Origin of the sequence: Coprococcus sp. ART55/1, from assembly GCF_000210595.1 — a bacterium.
Taxonomy (GTDB): Bacteria; Bacillota; Clostridia; order Lachnospirales; family Lachnospiraceae; genus Coprococcus; species Coprococcus aceti.
In genome coordinates this window covers 1,688,396-1,708,000 of the sequence record NC_021018.1, presented here as the reverse complement: position 1 = coordinate 1,708,000, position 19,605 = coordinate 1,688,396, and the positions used below count along the sequence as shown (strand labels likewise).

Annotated in this window: 18 protein-coding genes, 1 pseudogene and 1 other annotated feature; of the genes and pseudogenes, 18 read left to right on the top strand and 1 reads right to left on the bottom strand. The window is 44.8% G+C overall.

From position 1 onward, the window contains the following. Positions 1-165 precede the first annotated feature (165 nt). The 6 genes from CCU_RS07835 (at position 166) to CCU_RS07810 (ending at position 4,196) form a co-directional block, all read left to right on the top strand. A complete protein-coding gene (locus CCU_RS07835) occupies positions 166-642 on the top strand; it encodes a methylglyoxal synthase (protein ID WP_015534205.1) in 477 nt (158 codons plus the stop codon). Between the two features lie 190 nt (positions 643-832). Then, positions 833-970 carry a hypothetical protein gene (locus CCU_RS07830; protein ID WP_015534204.1) on the top strand — a complete coding sequence of 46 codons (138 nt, stop codon included), beginning with the start codon at positions 833-835 and terminating at the stop codon, positions 968-970. 132 nt (positions 971-1,102) lie between these two features. Next, positions 1,103-2,038 carry a DUF4097 family beta strand repeat-containing protein gene (locus CCU_RS07825; RefSeq protein WP_208896101.1) on the top strand — a complete coding sequence of 312 codons (936 nt, stop codon included), beginning with the start codon at positions 1,103-1,105 and terminating at the stop codon, positions 2,036-2,038. 26 nt (positions 2,039-2,064) lie between these two features. Then, positions 2,065-2,595, top strand: a complete 531-nt coding sequence (locus tag CCU_RS07820; protein WP_015534203.1) for a GNAT family N-acetyltransferase — start codon at positions 2,065-2,067, stop codon at positions 2,593-2,595. A 289-nt stretch (positions 2,596-2,884) separates the two neighbouring features. Further along, positions 2,885-3,421: a TIGR01440 family protein gene (locus tag CCU_RS07815; RefSeq protein WP_161172242.1), complete on the top strand. Its 537-nt coding sequence runs from the start codon at positions 2,885-2,887 to the stop codon at positions 3,419-3,421. Between the two features lie 28 nt (positions 3,422-3,449). Then, a complete protein-coding gene (locus tag CCU_RS07810) occupies positions 3,450-4,196 on the top strand; it encodes an HAD family hydrolase (protein WP_022216757.1) in 747 nt (248 codons plus the stop codon). 78 nt (positions 4,197-4,274) lie between these two features. On the opposite strand, the gene panD is transcribed toward CCU_RS07810, so the two are convergent. Beyond that, complete coding sequence (gene panD, locus CCU_RS07805) at positions 4,275-4,661, bottom strand: aspartate 1-decarboxylase (RefSeq protein ID WP_015534201.1); 387 nt, start codon at positions 4,659-4,661, stop codon at positions 4,275-4,277. A 163-nt stretch (positions 4,662-4,824) separates the two neighbouring features. Between panD and CCU_RS07800 the strand changes: the two genes are divergently transcribed. The 12 genes and pseudogenes from CCU_RS07800 to CCU_RS07750 all read left to right on the top strand — a co-directional run. Continuing rightward, positions 4,825-6,573: an alpha/beta hydrolase fold domain-containing protein gene (locus CCU_RS07800; RefSeq protein ID WP_015534200.1), complete on the top strand. Its 1,749-nt coding sequence runs from the start codon at positions 4,825-4,827 to the stop codon at positions 6,571-6,573. Between the two features lie 45 nt (positions 6,574-6,618). Beyond that, positions 6,619-7,584: a glycoside hydrolase family 25 protein gene (locus CCU_RS07795; RefSeq protein WP_015534199.1), complete on the top strand. Its 966-nt coding sequence runs from the start codon at positions 6,619-6,621 to the stop codon at positions 7,582-7,584. Between the two features lie 82 nt (positions 7,585-7,666). Beyond that, positions 7,667-8,200, top strand: coding sequence for an N-acetylmuramoyl-L-alanine amidase family protein (locus CCU_RS07790; protein ID WP_015534198.1), 534 nt, complete (start codon positions 7,667-7,669; stop codon positions 8,198-8,200). Between the two features lie 84 nt (positions 8,201-8,284). Then, positions 8,285-8,422: a sequence feature (ribosomal protein L10 leader region), on the top strand. Positions 8,423-8,458: 36 nt separating this feature from the next. Further along, positions 8,459-8,947 (top strand): 50S ribosomal protein L10, encoded by a 489-nt coding sequence (gene rplJ / locus CCU_RS07785; protein ID WP_015534197.1) that lies wholly within the window; start codon positions 8,459-8,461, stop codon positions 8,945-8,947. 166 nt (positions 8,948-9,113) lie between these two features. Then, the gene (gene rplL, locus CCU_RS07780) at positions 9,114-9,482 is read left to right on the top strand and encodes a 50S ribosomal protein L7/L12 (protein ID WP_015534196.1); all 369 of its coding nucleotides are present in this window, start codon (positions 9,114-9,116) and stop codon (positions 9,480-9,482) included. Positions 9,483-9,769: 287 nt separating this feature from the next. Next, positions 9,770-13,392 (top strand): annotated as a pseudogene (rpoB, locus tag CCU_RS07775) (DNA-directed RNA polymerase subunit beta); the annotation flags it as partial. A gap of 141 nt (positions 13,393-13,533) precedes the next feature. Then, the gene (locus tag CCU_RS14120; RefSeq protein WP_015534193.1) at positions 13,534-13,674 is read left to right on the top strand and encodes a hypothetical protein; all 141 of its coding nucleotides are present in this window, start codon (positions 13,534-13,536) and stop codon (positions 13,672-13,674) included. Positions 13,675-13,691: 17 nt separating this feature from the next. Further along, the gene (rpoC, locus tag CCU_RS07770; RefSeq protein WP_015534192.1) at positions 13,692-17,414 is read left to right on the top strand and encodes a DNA-directed RNA polymerase subunit beta'; all 3,723 of its coding nucleotides are present in this window, start codon (positions 13,692-13,694) and stop codon (positions 17,412-17,414) included. 179 nt (positions 17,415-17,593) lie between these two features. Next, on the top strand, positions 17,594-18,136 hold the full coding sequence (locus CCU_RS07765) for a hypothetical protein (RefSeq protein ID WP_015534191.1): 543 nt from the start codon (positions 17,594-17,596) through the stop codon (positions 18,134-18,136). 93 nt (positions 18,137-18,229) lie between these two features. Further along, complete coding sequence (gene rpsL / locus CCU_RS07760; protein WP_004850608.1) at positions 18,230-18,649, top strand: 30S ribosomal protein S12; 420 nt, start codon at positions 18,230-18,232, stop codon at positions 18,647-18,649. 166 nt (positions 18,650-18,815) lie between these two features. Further along, on the top strand, positions 18,816-19,286 hold the full coding sequence (gene rpsG / locus CCU_RS07755) for a 30S ribosomal protein S7 (RefSeq protein WP_004850607.1): 471 nt from the start codon (positions 18,816-18,818) through the stop codon (positions 19,284-19,286). A 92-nt stretch (positions 19,287-19,378) separates the two neighbouring features. Continuing rightward, positions 19,379-19,605 (top strand): GTP-binding protein (locus tag CCU_RS07750; protein WP_208896100.1); only part of this gene is annotated, 227 nt, incomplete at its 3' end.

The following is a 19,605-nucleotide window of genomic DNA, read 5'->3' as shown; positions in this document are numbered from 1 at the left end:
CACAGATGGGAGAAAAAACAGAGGAAAGTTCGGCAAAATTGCAAATGTAATAATGTAGTAAATTTTTCTGTATTATAGTGTTTTATATTGAAAATGATGGATGGATTGGGTAGAGTAAGGGTATGGGAGTAATGCTCGCAAATAGCAGGAACAGGAGGTACAGACATGAGTGCAGATTACATCACAATGACCATACCAAAGCAGAAAAGGATAGCTCTTATCGCCCATGATGCGAAGAAGGAAGAACTCATCAAATGGTGCGAGGACAACAGGAACATATTGAGCCGGCATGAGCTGTGCGGAACGGGAACCACAGCCCGCATGATAACAGACAGGACAAATCTTCAGGTGAAGGGCTACAACAGCGGTCCGCTTGGAGGAGACCAGCAGATAGGTGCGAAGATTGTTGAGGGAAGGATAGATTTCGTGGTTTTCTTCTCGGATCCTCTGACCGCAGCTCCACACGATCCGGATGTGAAGGCTCTGCTCCGTATCGCTCAGGTGTACGACATACCGATGGCGAACAACAAAGCCACAGCGGATTTCATGATCCAGTCCAAGCTGATGGATGAGCCATACGACCATAAGGTCATCAACTTCCAGAAGAATATCGACAACAGGGCGAACACGCTGGGGAAATAATTGTATAGTGATAATGAAGTCTAAGGATCCACAGGATATCTGGCAAATGTCAGCCGACCTGTGGATTTTTTCTATTTTAGGCAGAGATAGTGGAGGGGCCTGGTTCCATCGGCGGTATAATTTTTCCAGAATGTTGTCAAAAAAATTATGTGAATAAAAGGAGCGGCTTATGAGAAGGATGAAATGATTTATGGCATTTGCACTGTCGGCGGCTATGATGCTGACCTCGGTGAATATGCCGGAAGTGACCGCTTGGGCACAGGATACCGGCAAGGTGACATATTATTCAACATGGAGTGCTGCAAAAAATACTGTGGTTAAGAAATAATGAACCACATGGCACTGGATATATAGAATTATAGAGTTACAACACGCGGATGTATTGCAGGATTTGCAATACATCCGTTTTGTATATATAATGGGTTGGATGTAAAACATATTTGTATTGAGGTAAATGCATTTGAAAGTTGCAAAATGGATCATGCGGGCCATAGTTGTTCTGGTGGTCGGAGTCATGCTGACTGCGGTGATCATATCCGCCGGGCTTGGAAGACAGGCGCGTATGACGATGAAAGAAGAAAAAAAGGCAAAAGCGAAAAACTCTTACACAGAAAAAGAGATGACCATAACTGAGAAGTTCCGGGACATTAACATACAGGTGGCAGACGACATGGATGTGAAACTGGTGGAATCCGACGATGACAAATGTCACGTCACATATTTCGATTCGCCCGACGTCATACATTCCGTGACGGTGCAGGATGATGCGCTTGTCATGACCTGTGCCGACAACAGGACATTTGGCTCAGACATGGGCTTTGGAGACGATCCTTATGTCGTGGTGAGTATACCGGAGGGAGAGTATGGAGATATATCCATGACCTCGAAGACGGGAACTCTGGTGTCCAGTGTGCAGATATCCTGTGGGACATTTGAAGTAACTGAGGTGAATGGCGGAGCGTATCTGTCCAATATAACCGCAGAAAATGTAAATGTCGTCACAGATTCCGGTGAGGTCACCATGGCTTCTGTGGATGCGGACAGTGTGAAGGTGAATGGCAGCAGCGGCGACTTTTCGATAATGAACGTCCACGGCGACAATGTCATAATATCCGCGGGCAAGGGTTTGCTTGAGGGGTATAATATAAAGGCGGCAAAGGTTGGACAGTTCATGACATCTTCAGGAGATATAAATGTAGATGCGTGCGATGGACATATGCTCTGGTTTGCGACGGAGAGTGGTAACGTGGATATATCATTCTTGTCGGAGAAACGTTTCCTTGTGAACAGCAAGAGCGGAGAGATGGACATACCTGAGCCCCATATGGCAAATGAAAACAAGTGCATTGTCGATACCGCATCGGGCGATGTCCAGATAAAATATGTTGACAGATAGAACAACTGAGCTTAGAAGGTTATAATATGGAATTAAAATTTGTTGATATTGATGATTATAGAAAACAGGTAAAGCACCTGTTCGTGACTGCGTTCCCAAGGGAAGAAAGACCTCCTATGTGGATGCTCACCAGAAGATGCAGACAGGGAAAGGCGAGGTTTCGTGCGGTTGTGGACTCGGGCAGATTTGTCGGACTGACATATGTGATAGGTGATGACAGGGTGAAAACGCTCATGTTCCTTGCGATAGATGAATCGGCAAGAGATGGTGGATACGGCTCTGCAATATTAAAAAAGGTGAGAACAGAGTATCCGGATCAGAAGCTGTTTCTGAATATCGAGCCCCTTGATGAGAATGCGCCGAATTACGACCAGAGGTGCCGGAGAAAGGCGTTCTACGAGCGCAATGGCCTGTCCTGCCTGGATTACCAGGTCAGAGAAGCCGGTGTTACATATGAGATGATGACCTACGGAGAGTACGTGACACGGGACGAATACGAAGAGGTTATGAGAGTTATGTATGGCTCTCTTCTATATAAGATAATAAAGCGCATGTAAATGCAAATGTACAGGAAAGGAGATCTGTGACATGGCAAAGATGGTGAAGATAATAAAAAAGAAAGATGAATACTCAATGGAATATGAAGTGGGCGATGTGCTCAAGGTGGACAGCACATGGTACGGCGGCGTGACTGTGCTCGGCAAGACCGGTGTGCCGGTGTCCATAGATAAGGATGAATATGAGGAGGTTCAGGATATTTCTGAGCCGGAGAAAGCTGAACCTACGAGCATTGAGGAAGGACTCAGACCTGCGGGACAGGGCGTTTCAACAGAAGCCTTTGACCATTTGAAGGAGATCAAAGATGAGGTCCGCGGCGCAGTGAAGGATCTTCTTGCAGTTGCGGGACTTGAACCCGGCGATGCACTGGTGGTCGGCTGCTCATCCAGCGAAGTTGCAAATATGAGGATAGGCTCATTCTCCAGTGAGGAGATCGGCAAATGTATAGCGGGAGCAATACTCGATGAACTCAAAGACACAGGTGTCTACATGGCGGCGCAGTGCTGTGAACATCTGAACAGGGCAATAATAGTTGAGAAGGAATATGCAAAGGCGAACAGGATACCGATAGTCAATGTTGTGCCACAGCTCAAGGCGGGCGGTTCATTTGCCACAGCGGCATACGCAGATATGAAGGAGCCAGTGGCTATCGAGGCTATACAGGCACAGGCAGGCATTGATATAGGAGATACTCTCATAGGCATGCATCTTGCGCCGGTGGCCGTTCCGGTCAGATCTGAGCACAGCATGGTCGGAAGTGCACATGTGGTTATGGCGAGAACCCGTGCAAAATACATTGGCGGTGCGAGAGCCTGCTATCGCTAAAAAATAAAGAATTACCCGGAGGTATGACGTGTACGACAATATTATATTTGACTTATATGGAACATTGATAGACATTCACACTGATGAGGAGGACATCGCTGTGTGGAAACATATGTGTGAGTTCTATGCGCAGCACGGAGTGAAATACAATCCGGCAGGACTCAGATCAAGGTACAAGAGACAGATCAGACGCGCAGAACAGGCCATGGCAAAGAAGAGGTTCAAATTCCCTGAGATACAGATACTTGAGGTATTTGAGCAGCTCACGTTGAAAAAAGATCAGACACCGTCCGATTGTGCAGAGCTGACAGTGGCTGCGGCTCAGGAGTTCCGCAAGGCGTCTACAGGATATATAAGACTGTATGACGGCGTGACGGATATGCTCGAACAGCTCAAGCAGGCCGGAAAGAAATTATACATTCTGTCAAATGCACAGAGAGTTTTCACCTTCCCTGAGGTTCAGTCACTTGGCATAGAAGGATATTTTACAGATATATCGCTCTCTTCGGATTTCGGTGCAATGAAGCCGGATGCAGCGTTCTATCAGCAGCTCCTGGACAGAAATCATATCAATCCGAACAGATCCATAATGGTGGGAAATGACGCGGTATGTGATGTGCTGGCGGCGAAGCAGGTCGGACTCCACACCTGTTATGTACACTCCAATATATCCCCGGTGGATGATGCCGACAGAGACATAAAAGCAGACATAATTATGGATGAGGTAAATGTGCCGGAGATGTGCAGACTTATCCTTGAGGATGCCGACAGATAAGACCGGTCATATCCGAATATAAAAAAGAACTATTCGTCTTTAGTTAAAACGAATAGTTCTTTTTATTCTATATATGATCTAGCTGAAAAGCTCTCCGTGCTTCTCGTAATCGGTAATACGTGAGATGGAGTTGTCATCATTTACAAATACGACCTTAGGCGTGTGCTCCTTTGCCTCCTCAGGTGTCATTGATGCGTAGCACATGAGAATGATGTGATCTCCGACCTGGACCTGACGGGCAGCAGCACCGTTGAGGCACATAACTCCTGATCCCGGCTCTCCAGCTATGGTGTATGTCTCGAAACGATTACCATTTTCTATGTCAACAATCTGTACTAATTCATACTCAAGGATTCCGGCGGCCTTTAAAAGCTCAGAATCTACAGTTATACTGCCGACGTAATTGAGCTCAGCCTGAGTTACAACTGCGCGGTGTATCTTACTCTTTAACATCGTAATATTCATAAGATTTGCCTTTCTATGCTGTATGCATCCTGTTTACCGCAATTATAATATCATAAATTGACAATATTGCAACAGTAAATAAAATCATTTCTTGATTATATTATTGACATGTGCAAAAATAACTGAAAGAGAGTTGTAGACCGGACATTTGGAAAGGTGGACAATGGAGAGTCAGAATTACTTAACTATTGCAATAGAAAAGATGGGGCACGTCATGCTTGATGACAGGCATATGAAAGCCTCTGACATATATAAAACAGCGGTTAAGCTTCACAAAAAAGAGGATTATAATCCGCCTTCTTATAATGAAGATAAGTTTAAGGTCAGATCGGTGTTTGAGAAGGGCGGACTGTGCTTTTATGTGATGCCTAAAGACGGCAGGGCGACGGAGTTCTTCATGTATATACACGGCGGAGGATTTGTGTCGAGGATAACACACAATGAATGGAAGTTTGTGTTCGACACGGTGGAGAGAACCGGCTATGGGGCGGTGGTTCCGATATACCCGCTTGCGCCGGAGCATTCGGTGACAGAGGCACTGGATATGCTTACGGGTGCGTATGACAAGCTATGTGACTCGGAGGATGTCCAGCGTCTGGTGCTTCTCGGACATTCATCCGGAGGCTGTCTGGCGTTATCGCTTGCCATACAGTTGTGGAAGAAGGGCAGGAGAAGACCGGACAAGCTCATACTGTGCTCCCCGGTTCTTGACACGGAATTTGAGGACACGGAGCTTGAACAGAAGATGAGTGACAAGAGCCGTTTTATGTACAGATATTACTACACGCCGGGGATAAAGCATTTCCTCTCTGCTTACTGGGTGAAGGATGCGGCGGGCAGGACGGATATGACAAGTCCCGTGTATTACGACATAACGGATATATGCGATGAGATGGATATATTCACGACAAATGACGACATGCTCAACTGCTATGCCAGAAGGCTGTATGATAACGCGAGCAGGACGAATATGAAGGTGCATTACTATCAGTATTATGCGGTGACACACGATTACCTCGAGCATCCCCTCATACCGGAGTGCAAGACCATCATGAAGAAGATCGCCGGCTGCATCAAGGGAGATTCGGATTTTGTACCTGCTGACATAGAGAATGACATCTGGTGCAGGGCGATGATGGCGGAGCGTTATCCAAAGTTATATGAGGACAACGAGGCCATAAAGCTCACGGACAAATTAGGCATCGAGCATAAGAAGAGGAATGCCAGATACACATTTTACGACAGGACAGTCATGATGGAGAGGCTGGTCGCTGTGGACGAGAGGGTTCGAAACTTCATAAACAGATATGCGGACGGAATTATCGTCAATGTCGGATGCGAACTGGATACCATGTTTTCCCGTGTGGATAACGGCCGTATAAAGTGGTACAATGTTGATCTCCCGGAGCGCATAGATATAAGAAGAAAATACATGGAGATCCGGGACAGAGAGGTCAACATAGGAAGTTCAATATTTGATTACGAATGGCTTGATGAAGTGCAGAAGCCTCAGGATGTGGCAATCCTGTTTGTTGTATACGATATGATGAGATATTTTGACAAGGACAAGCTGAAGTTGTTCCTGGATGCGATATGGAAGAAGTATCCGGGGGCTGAGGTTGTATTTGATGCCAAGAATTCGGTTGCAAAACACAGATGGAACAGAAGCGTGTTCATGGGTAAAAACAAAGGAACGATGCTGCGGGTGAGCATAGATAATTGCACAAGTCTTATGTATGACTGGAACATCAAGTACAAGATACTCTGTGATGAACCGATACTCAGAGAAGCGGATCTTGAGAGAATGTTCTCACACAGTGAGGCGAGAAGGTTCAGACATGCCATAAAGAAGAAGTATGACAAGGTCATACATTTGCGGCTTGGCACGGAACATTTCCTTGATAATATGTAATCAGTGTATGCGGACTAAGCTAAGAAGGAAGAGACAGGTAGAGATATGGACACACAACAGATAAAGAAATTTACCAGAAACTGGTGCATACTGGTTGGATCGGTATGTCTTATTGCTGGAATTGTTATAGGAATATTTATAGGAAGAGCGGGAGGATTTATCAACTCCAAGGCATCTCCGGGGCTTTCCTATGAATCGGGATATACGCTCGAGGATACGGAGATAACCAGTCTTATATATGACAATTACTGGAACTATATACCGACAGCGTACATCAATGTCGGAGAACTCGGCCCTGATGCGCTGCTGTACAAGATCAGCGACAAGGTGGAGAGAAACAATCTCGATGTTGAGAAGTTCTACACGGGCGACGATGGATATATGCATTACAGCGATGACAATATAAAGGACACACTGGTGGGTGTGGATCTGTCAACATTCCAGTCAGACATAGACTGGGAGACTCTGGCGAAGAACAAAGACATAGATTTTGTTATGCTCAGAGTGGGTTACAGAGGCTACACGCAGGGCGGACTGATGCTGGATTCAAGCTTTGAGGACAGCAAGGCGGCCGTCATCAAATACAAAATACCGACAGGGCTTTACTTCTTCACCCAGGCGATAACATATGACGAGGGTGTAGAGGAAGCGAATTTTGTCCTCAAACAGATAGGCAAGATGAACGTCAAGTATCCTATAGTTATCGACTCGGAGCTTATCGGCGACAGTGAGGCGAGAGGCGACAACGCATCGAATGATGAGAGAACGGATGGCATAGTCGGCTTCTGCGAGACGATAAAGGCGGCAGGCTACACGCCGATGATATATGCCAGCAGGAATATGTTCGCACAGTGCCTTGACATGGACAGACTCGGGGATTACGAGCTGTGGCTTGCACACTATGCAAATGTTCCTAATTTCCCATACAAATATACAGGATGGCAGTACACCGAGTCCGGAACCGTTGACGGTATATCCGGAGACGTGGATCTGGATCTCTGGTTCAAATAATAAACCTTGAATAAACGTGTTATCACAGCCTCGGTTGTTACATATTATAAATGGAATAAACAACCGGGGCTGGATGTTTTATATGGCAACAAAAATTATGATAGATGCCGGGCACGGCGGATATGACAACGGTGCATCGTATGAGGGCAGGCTTGAGAAAAACGATAACCTGAACCTGGCGCTGGCACTTGGGGATGAACTCACCCGCAGGGGATATGATGTGGTATACACCAGAACGGAGGATGTATACGATTCTCCGGTCCGCAAAGCACAGAAGGGAAATGAGAGCGGAGCAGATTATTTTATATCGCTTCACCGCAACTCTGCACCGGAGGCCAACAAGTACAGCGGAGTGCAGACCCTTGTCTACGATAAAAGCGGAGTGAAATACAATCTTGCACAGGAAATCAACAGCGAGCTTGAAAAGCTGGGCTTTCGAAATATAAATGTTGAGGAGAGGCCGGGGCTGGCGGTGCTGCGCCGGACTGAAATGCCCGCAGTGCTCATAGAAACAGGCTTTATCAACAACGATTACGACAATTACCTGTATGATTACAATTTTGAAGCCATAGCAGACGCAATAGCAAATGCTGTGGATGAGACGATCGGCGCGTGAGCGTGAGCCTGGCAATAAACGGATTTGAGTCAGGTCGGGTAAAAAATAAAAAAATTGTTGACATTGCATTTGCAGTGTGTTACATTAAGCAACGATGAACTGCCGAAGACAGTAGGTGCCTTAGGGCGTAAGATGTTATATCACCTACCGAGGAAAGATATCGTTATTGAATTAACAATCTACTCTCAGGTCTTAGGGCTTTGAGAGTTTTTTTATATCTTGGAATGTGCAGTCATTAGTAAAATAAGGAGGCGCATTATGGCAAAGGTAGAGTTAAAGAAGCCAATAGTAGAAGAGATCAAGGCAAATCTTGAAGGCGCTGCTACTGCAGTAGTTGTAGACTATCGTGGTCTTACAGTTGAGCAGGATACACAGCTCCGTAAGAATTTAAGAGAAGCTGGTGTTGTATACAAGGTATACAAGAACACAATGGTTAACTTCGCTATCGAGGGAACAGAGTTCGAAGGCCTTAAGGGTTGTTTAGAGGGACCGACTGGTCTTGCAATCTGCAAGGATGACGCTACAGCGGCTGCAAGAGTTCTTGCAGACTTCGCAAAGAATGCCCCAGCTCTTGAGCTTAAGGGCGGCGTTGTAGAAGGTACATTCTACGATGCAGAAGGAATCCAGGTTATTGCAAAGATCCCTTCAAGAGACGCGCTTATTTCCAAGTTCCTTGGAAGTATCCAGTCACCTATCGCAAACTTCGCTCGTGTTATCAAGCAGATCGCAGAGCAGAAGGAGGCTTAATATTAAGCCTGATAGAACATCTGATGTATATATCGGCACTGCCGGGATCATATGCTGTCAGATATTCAACTGTCTATATCATGGACAAAGGGTATCCGCATGATACGAGAATGATGTGTGGATGCATTACAAAATAACAAATTATATTATATGGAGGAAAAACATAATGACAACTCAGGAAATTATTGAAGTAATCAAAGGTTTATCAGTATTAGAGTTAAACGACTTAGTTAAGGCTTGTGAAGAGGAGTTCGGCGTATCAGCAGCAGCAGGTGTTGTAGTTGCAGCAGCAGGTGCAGACGGTGCAGCAGCAGCCGAGGAGAAGGATTCATTCAACGTAGAGCTTACAGAGGTTGGTCCTAACAAGGTTAAGGTTATCAAGGTTGTTCGTGAGCTTACAGGCTTAGGTCTTAAGGAAGCTAAGGACGCTGTAGATGGTGCTCCAAAGGTAATCAAGGAGGACGCTACTAAGGAAGAGGCTGAGGAAGCTAAGACAAAGCTCGAGGCTGAGGGCGCTAAGGTTACATTAAAGTAATTTGATCCTTATTTTATTATCAGACTTTATTCGGCCTGGCGGAGATGGATCTCATCCCGCCGGGCCGGTTTTTCTATACATCTTTTCTCAATTAATAAAAAAATCTAAAAAAATTCCAAAATATAGTTGACAAATATTGCATTTGCTGTTAGGATAGTAAACTGTCACTATTATGGCTTCGTGTGCATACACATCATAATATGGTGATAAATGGCTTTAAAACACTTATTTAAACTAAGGTTTGTCTTAAAAAGCATAAAAATAAATTCCAAGGGGTGAATGTGTCGATGGAAAAGAACAGAATTAGTCCTGTCAAGTCTGGAAAAGGCTACAGAATGAGCTACGCTAAGCAGAAGGACGTCCTGGAGATGCCTAACTTCATAGAGGTTCAGAAGAATTCATACAACTGGTTCTTAACTGACGGTCTGAAGGAAGCATTCAGGGATATTTCTCCTATCACTGATTACTCTGGACAGTATAGTCTTGAGTTCGTAGATTTTCAGTTCTGTAAAGATGACTTGAAGTACAGTATCGAGGAATGCAAGGAGAGAGATGCAACATATGCGGCGCCTCTCAGAGTCAAGGTCAGACTCAGAGTCGGAGATGCTAAGGAGATGTCAGATCATGAGATATTCATGGGTGATCTTCCTCTTATGACAGAGACAGGAACATTCGTTATCAATGGTGCAGAGCGAGTTATAGTAAGCCAGTTAGTGCGTTCACCTGGTATTTACTATGATATAACACATGATAAGGTTGGTAAGAAGCTGTATGCATGTACAGTAATTCCTAACAGAGGTGCATGGCTGGAGTACGAGACTGATTCCAACGATGTATTCTATGTCCGTGTTGATAGAACTAGAAAAGTACCAGTAACTGTTCTTATCCGTGCACTTGGTCTTGGAACAGATCAGGAGATCATAGATTTGTTTGGCGAGGAGCCAAAGATCATGGAGAGCCTTAACAAGGATCCTGCAAAGTCATACTCAGAGGGTGTAGTTGAACTTTACAAGAAGATCAGACCAGACGAGCCTTCGGTAGTGGAGAATGCAGAGAGCCTTATCAATGCCATGTTCTTTGATGCTAGAAGATACGATCTCGCCAAGGTTGGACGTTATAAGTTCAACAAGAAGCTTGCCCTTAAGGCCCGCATTGCAGGACATGTGCTGGCTGAGGATGCTATCGATCCTAGCACAGGAGAGGTTATAGCTGAGGCAGGTACAGTAGTATCAGAGGAGCTTGCTGACACAATTCAGGATGCTGCAGTTCCATATGTAATGATCCAGACTGAGGAGAGAAACGTGAAGGTTCTTTCCAATATGATGGTTAATATAGCAAATTATGTTGACTTTGACCCTGCTGAGCTGGGCATAGTTGAGCGTGTATACTATCCGGTTCTTGAGGGACTCCTTGAGGAATATGGTGATGACACAGAGAAGCTGAAGGCTGCAGTTGAGCGCGATATGTCAGACCTTGTGCCAAAGCACATCACAAAGGAAGATATATTTGCATCTATCAACTACAATATTCATCTTGAGTATGGCATTGGATTTGATGATGATATCGATCATCTGGGCAACAGACGTATCAGAGCGGTTGGAGAGCTTCTTCAGAACCAGTATAGAATCGGTCTTTCAAGACTTGAGAGAGTTGTAAGAGAGAGAATGACAACACAGGATGCTGAGTCTATCACACCTCAGTCCCTTATCAATATCAAGCCTGTAACGGCTGCTGTTAAGGAGTTCTTCGGAAGTTCACAGTTGTCACAGTTTATGGATCAGAATAACCCTCTGTCAGAACTGACTCATAAGAGAAGACTTTTCAGCCCTTGGCCCTGGTGGACTTTCACGAGACAGAGCCGGATTCGAGGTCCGAGATGTACACTATACACACTACGGTAGAATGTGTCCTATCGAGACCCCTGAGGGTCCTAACATCGGACTTATCAACTCACTGGCTACATATGCGCGTATCAACGAGTATGGTTTCGTTGAGGCTCCATATAGAAAGCTTGATAAGACAGATCCTTCTAACCCTGTTGTTACAGATGAGGTTGTTTACCTTACAGCAGACGAGGAGGACAGATACAGAGTAGTACAGGCTAATGAGCCTATAGATGAGAATGGACACTTTGTCAAGAACAATGTATCAGGAAGATTCAGAGCTGATACAACCGAGTTCCCTAAGTCAAAGGTTGATCTCATGGATGTATCACCTAAGATGGTATTCTCAGTTGCTACATCGATGATCCCATTCCTTCAGAACGATGATGCTAACCGTGCCCTCATGGGATCAAACATGCAGCGTCAGGCGGTTCCTCTTATGATGACAGAGTCAGCAGTGGTTGGAACAGGTATGGAGGCAAAGGCTGCTGTAGATTCAGGTGTTTGCGTTGTTGCCAAGAGAGACGGTGTTGTAGAATATTCAAACAGCACAGAGGTCTGTGTAAGAGCAGATGAGGATGGAACAAAGGATGTATATCACATCATCAAGTTTGCACGAAGCAACCAGGGTAACTGTATGAACCAGAGACCTATCGTGTTCAAGGGTGACCACGTAAAGGCTGGAGAGGTTATCGCAGATGGCCCTTCAACATCTGGCGGAGAGATCGCACTTGGTAAGAACCCACTGATCGGTTTCATGACATGGGAAGGTTACAACTACGAGGATGCGGTTCTTCTCAGCGAGAGACTTGTACAGGATGATGTATACACATCAATTCATATAGAGAAATACGAGTGTGAGGCTCGTGATACCAAGCTTGGTAAGGAGGAGATCACAAGAGATCTTGCAGGTCTGTCAAATGATGTCCTCAAGGATCTTGATGAGAATGGTATCATCAGAATCGGCGCAGAGGTTCGTGCCGGTGATATCCTCGTTGGAAAGGTTACTCCAAAGGGAGAGACTGAGCTGACAGCAGAGGAGAGACTTCTTCGTGCCATCTTCGGTGAGAAGGCAAGAGAGGTAAGAGATACATCACTGAAGGTTCCACACGGAGCATTCGGTATTGTTATAGATGCAAAGGTATTTACACGTGCTGATGGAGACGATCTTCCGGCAGGCGTAGACAAGAAGGTCAGAGTATATATAGCACAGAAGAGAAAGATCCAGGTCGGAGATAAGATGGCTGGTCGTCATGGTAACAAGGGTGTAGTTTCACGAGTGCTCCCTGTTGAGGATATGCCATTCCTTCCAAACGGACGTCCTCTTGATATCGTGCTTAACCCACTGGGCGTTCCTTCACGAATGAACATCGGACAGGTCCTCGAGATCCATCTCGGACTTGCTTCACAGGTTCTTGGATTCAAGGTATCCACTCCTGTATTCAATGGTGCTACAGAGTTTGACATCATGGATACACTGGAGATGGCCAATGACTATGCAAATGGTACATGGGAAGACTTCGAGGCTAAGTACAAGGATACAGTAAAGCCTGAGGTTATGGATTACCTCTACACGAACAGAGACCACAGAGCAGAGTGGAAGGGCGTGCCTATCAACAGAACAGGTAAGGTTCAGCTCCGTGATGGTAGAACAGGTGAGAACTTTGATGCCCCTGTAACTATCGGTTACATGCATTACCTCAAGCTGCACCATCTGGTTGATGATAAGATCCATGCTCGTTCAACCGGTCCGTACTCACTGGTAACACAGCAGCCACTGGGTGGTAAAGCTCAGTTTGGTGGACAGCGTTTCGGAGAGATGGAGGTTTGGGCTCTTGAGGCTTATGGTGCTTCATACACACTGCAGGAGATTCTGACAGTTAAGTCTGATGATGTTGTAGGACGTGTTAAGACATATGAGGCTATTATCAAGGGCGACAATATACCAGCACCTGGTGTGCCTGAGTCATTCAAGGTACTTCTCAAGGAGTTCCAGGCTCTCGGACTTGATGTAAGAGTCGTAAGAGAGGAAGAGGACGAGGAAGGCAACAAGAAGATGGTTGAAGTTGATCTCAGCGAGACCATGGAAGCTTATGATTACAACACAAGTATCAAGAGACTTCTCAGCGACAGATCATCAGACAGAGACGATGATATGGATGAGAGCGATGCACCTGAGGTGGTTCAGAGGCGATGACGCAGATGAACTTCAGGCAAGCGGATTCTCAGAGGTTGATGAGAACGACGATATAAGTGATATGGAAGACCTCGGCGATTCAGATTATATGGATAATAATGAGGAAGAATAAGAAAGGAGCTTTGTAAGATGCCAGAATACAATGTAGACAATGCAGAACAGGAAAAGTCATTGAACTTTGACGCAATAAAAATCGGACTTGCATCTCCTGAAAAGATAAGAGAATGGTCACATGGTGAGGTAAAGCGCCCTGAGACTATCAACTATAGAACACTTAAGCCTGAGAAGGACGGTCTGTTCTGTGAGAGAATATTTGGACCACAGAAGGACTGGGAGTGTAATTGTGGTAAGTACAAGAAGATCAGATTCAAGGGAATCGTGTGTGATAAGTGTGGAGTTGAGGTAACAAAGTCCAACGTTCGTAGAGAGCGTATGGGACATATTGAGCTCGCTGCTCCTGTATCACATATATGGTACTTCAAGGGAATCCCTAGCCGTATGGGACTGATCCTTGATATATCACCAAGAGTGCTTGAGAAGGTACTGTACTTCTCATCATATATAGTAACAGATCCAAAGGATACTCCGCTTGCTTACAAGCAGATCCTCAACGAGCAGGAGTTCAGAGAGGCAGAGAAGGAGTATGGTTACGGTTCATTCGTTGCAGAGATGGGCGCAGAGGCTATACAGAAGCTTCTCAAGGCAATAGACCTTGATGCCGAGAGCGCAGAGCTTAAGAAAGAGCTTGAGACATGCAGCGGCCAGAAGCGTACAAGGATCATCAAGAGACTTGAGGTAATGGAGGCATTCAGAACATCAGAGAACAGACCTGAGTGGATGATCATGAATGTAATACCTGTTATCCCACCAGATATCAGACCTATGGTACAGCTTGAAGGTGGAAGATTTGCAACATCAGACCTCAACGATCTGTACAGAAGAATTATCAACAGAAATAATCGTCTCCGCAGACTCCTTGATCTCGGTGCTCCTGAGATCATCGTGAGAAATGAGAAGAGAATGCTTCAGGAGGCAGTTGATGCACTTATAGATAACGGTAGACGTGGACGTGCGGTAACAGGCCCTGGTAACAGAGCACTGAAGTCACTTTCAGAGATGCTGAAAGGTAAGCAGGGACGTTTCCGTCAGAACCTTCTTGGTAAGCGAGTTGACTACTCAGGACGTTCAGTTATCGTAGTTGGACCAGAGCTTAAGATTTACCAGTGCGGTCTCCCTAAGGAGATGGCTATCGAGCTGTTCAAGCCATTTGTTATGAAGGAGCTTACAGCTACAGGTAAGGCAAACAATATCAAGCAGGCAAAGAAGATGGTAGAGAAGCTTGAGCCACAGGTTTGGGACATTCTTGAGGATGTCATCAAGGAGCATCCGGTTATGCTTAACCGTGCCCCTACACTTCACAGACTTGGAATCCAGGCATTTGAGCCAGTGCTTGTAGGCGGTAAGGCTATAAAGCTTCACCCACTCGTATGTACAGCCTTCAATGCCGATTTCGATGGAGACCAGATGGCTGTCCATCTTCCACTTACAGTAGAGGCACAGGCTGAGTGTAGATTCCTTCTGCTTTCACCTAACAACCTGCTGAAGCCATCAGATGGTGCGCCTGTTGCCGTTCCTTCACAGGATATGGTACTTGGTATCTACTATCTGACAATGGAAAAGGAAGGCGAGATCGGAGAGGGAAGATATTTTAAGTCCAAGAATGAGGCAATACTTGCATATGAGAATGGTGGAATTACACTTCACACCAAGATCCATGTAAGAAGAACCGGTGAGTTCGAGGGCGAGGAAGTTACAGGTGTTATCGATACAACACTTGGAAAGCTTCTCTTCAATGAGATCATTCCACAGGATCTCGGATATGTAGACAGAACTGTTCGTGAGAACGCTCTGAAGCTTGAGATAGATTTCCATGTAGGAAAGAAGCAGCTCAAGCCAATCCTTGACAAGTGTATCAATACACACGGTGCAACAAAGACTGCAGAGGTTCTTGATGATGTCAAGGCAATAGGATATAAGTATTCAACAAGAAGTGCTATATCAGTATCTATTTCAGATATGAAGGTGCCTGATGAGAAGAAGGATATCCTTGAGGATGCACAGAAGCTCGTTGACCAAATCACCAAGAAGTTCAGACGTGGTCTTGTATCAGACGAGGAGAGATATCAGGCAGTAGTTAAGATCTGGGAGAAGGCAGATAAGCATCTGCAGGATCTCCTGTTCGCAGGTCTTGATAAATATAACAATATATTCATGATGGCTGATTCTGGAGCCCGTGGTTCTAATCAGCAGATCAAGCAGCTTGCAGGTATGCGAGGACTGATGGCAGATACAACAGGTAAGACCATTGAGCTCCCAATCAAGTCTAACTTCCGAGAGGGACTTGACGTTCTGGAGTATTTCATTTCAGCGCATGGTGCTCGTAAGGGTCTGTCAGATACAGCTCTTCGTACAGCCGATTCAGGATACCTGACAAGACGACTTGTAGATGTATCACAGGATCTTATAATCAGAGAGCCTGATTGTAGTATAGGAAGAGATTCAATTCCGGGTATGGTCATTGAGGCCTTCAGAGAGGGCAAGGAAATGATCGAGGAGTTTCAGGAGAGAATCACAGGACGTTACCTTGCAGAGTCTGTATATGATGCAGAGGGCAACATGCTTGTCAAGATAAATCATATGGTAACTCCTAAGAGAGCTGAGCTCATTGTTAAGAAGGGTGTCGATGCCAACGGCGTTCCATTCACCGTTAAGGATGACGATGGAAACGAAGTTGTAAGATCAGATGCAAAGCTTAAGATCAGAACAGTCCTCACATGTAAGTCACACCTCGGTGTGTGTGCAAAGTGCTACGGTGCGAACATGGCAACAGGAATGCCTGTACAGGTTGGTGAGTCAGTTGGAATTATCGCTGCACAGTCAATCGGTGAGCCTGGTACACAGCTTACAATGAGAACATTCCATACAGGTGGTGTTGCCGGTGGCGATATCACACAGGGTCTTCCAAGAGTTGAGGAGCTTTTCGAGGCCAGAAAGCCAAAGGGACTTGCGATCATTGCAGAGTTTGGCGGAAAGGTACAGCTCCGTGACAACAAGAAGAAGAGAGAGGTTGTCATAACAAACGATGAGACAGGTGAGTCAAAGGCATATCTTATTCCTTATGGTTCACGTATCAGAGTTCTTGATGACCAGGTACTTGAGGCTGGTGATGAGCTTACAGAGGGATCAGTTAATCCACATGATATCCTTAAGATAAAGGGTGTTCGTGCAGTTCAGGATTACATGCTCCGTGAGGTTCAGAAGGTTTACAGACTTCAGGGTGTTGATATCAATGATAAGCACATTGAGATCATCGTAAGACAGATGCTTAAGAAGATCATAATTGATGAGCCGGGAGATTCAGATTATCTTCCAGGAACACAGGCAGATCTGCTTGAGTTTGAAGATACAAATGAGAAGCTTATCGCAGAGGGCAAGGAGCCTGCAACTGGAACACAGATAATGCTTGGTATAACAAAGGCATCACTTGCAACTGATTCATTTATGTCGGCTGCATCATTCCAGGAGACAACAAAGGTTCTTACAGATGCTGCGATCAAGAGTAAGGTTGATCCACTTATCGGACTTAAGGAAAACGTTATCATCGGAAAGCTTATACCTGCTGGTACAGGAATGAAGAGATATCGTTCAGTAAAGCTTGACACTGATATGGAAGAGCTTAACTTCTTTGATGAAGATGAGGATACAGATGATTACGAAGAGTTAGAGAATGTAAATTCAGAGGAGATCGTATTTGAGACCCTCGATACAGCCGGAGATGCTGACGAAGAGTAATCACTCATTTGCTTGGATGTATATAAAAAAGTAGTGGCTGCGAAGCTGCTCGACATGAAGGATATAAGGGGAATCCGGGATATGTCAATTTCTCATAAAGGTATTCAGATATACCTGTGAGAAATAGGATATGCCGGATTTCTTTTTGGAAATATTTAGTAAGAAAGAAATGGAATAATATGGCTGCTGTAAAGAAAATCAATAAAGAAGGTATATTAGAAGCGGCGTATAACCTTGCCAGAAGAGAAGGAATTGCCGCAATAACAGCAAGAAAACTGGCAAAAGAGATTTCCTGTTCAACACAACCAATATATGAGAATTTTGTTGATATGGGAGCCGTTATAGAGATTACAACAGAGCGTATAAATGAGGTTTACGGTTCCCTGAAGACAAGTCTGTGTAAGAAAGAGAATGCGGATTATGTCAGCCAGACCACTATTGTCTGTGAGTTTGCAGACAGTGAGAGGGTATTGTTCAGACAGCTCGTTGCAGACAATGACTCGGGACATGGACTGTTTAAGGATACCAGGACAGAGAAGATGTTAGTTGAGACACTTCACTGTGATGAGATTGTTGCAGATCAGATAAATGAGGAAATGCACAAATATATAATGGGACAGGCGTTTCTTGTAAATGAAGGTTATACAGAATTTGATCAAGCCAGACTGGCAATGGAAACAGAGAGAGTCTTTGAGTTCGTTAAGAAAATATTTGTCAAATAAATGCTTGACAGAGAAAATACTCGACTATATAATGATAAAGCATGCGTAAAAACATGCTTTATCATTTTTAATTTATATACAGGAGGTGAAAACATGCCAACATTTAACCAGTTAGTTAGAAAAGGAAGACAGACAGTAGAGAAGAAGTCAACTGCACCAGCTCTTCAGAGAAGTTTCAACTCACTCAAGAAGAAGCCAGTAGAGACAAGCTCACCACAGAAGAGAGGAGTTTGTACAGCAGTTAAGACAGCTACTCCTAAGAAGCCTAACTCAGCTCTTAGAAAGATCGCCAGAGTACGTCTTTCAAACGGAATCGAAGTAACAAGTTATATCCCAGGTGAGGGTCATAACCTTCAGGAGCATAGCGTTGTACTTATCCGTGGTGGAAGAGTAAAGGACTTACCTGGTACAAGATACCATATCATCAGAGGTACTCTTGATACAGCAGGTGTAGCAAAGAGACGTCAGGCTCGTTCAAAGTATGGTGCAAAGCGTCCTAAGGATGCAAAATAAAACATGCTAGAACACAATTCTAATTTGTGCTGGTAAGGTCATGTTTTTATATAGATAATAATTCAGATAGAAACAATTAAGACAGATAACAGCACGAACACATTCCATAATTATATAGAGAATGTGAGTACCGAAGATTTAATAAATAATTAAGGAGGGAAGAACCGTGCCACGTAAAGGACATATCGCAAAGAGAGACGTATTAGCGGATCCAATTTACAACAATAAGGTCGTTACAAAGCTTATCAACAACATTATGTTAGATGGTAAGAAGGGTGTAGCACAGAAGATCGTCTACGGTGCATTTGATCGTATCGCAGAAGAGACTGGTAAGCCTGCATTAGAGGTATTCGAAGAGGCTATGAACAACATCATGCCACTCCTCGAGGTTAAGGCTAGACGTATCGGTGGTGCAACATATCAGGTACCTATCGATGTAAGACCTGACAGAAGACAGGCTCTCGGACTTCGTTGGTTAACAGCTTTCTCACGTGCAAGAAGTGAGAAGACTATGGAAGAGAGACTTGCGAAGGAGATCATGGATGCAGCTAACAACACAGGTGCATCTGTAAAGAGAAAAGAAGACATGCACAAGATGGCAGAGGCAAACAAGGCATTCGCTCACTACAGATTCTAGTTATCTGTGTGAGAATGCATTTGCATGCATGCTTATGTGTATATGGGACACAATAGATGTGTTACGAAAATTAGCAAAAGGAGGACAATCCGTTGGCTGGAAGAGAATATCCATTGGACAGAACAAGAAACATTGGTATTATGGCTCATATCGATGCAGGTAAGACAACTCTTACAGAGCGTATCTTATACTATACTGGTGTTAACTATAAGATTGGTGATACTCATGACGGTACAGCTACCATGGACTGGATGGAGCAGGAGCAGGAGAGAGGTATAACAATTACTTCAGCTGCTACAACATGTCACTGGACACTTGA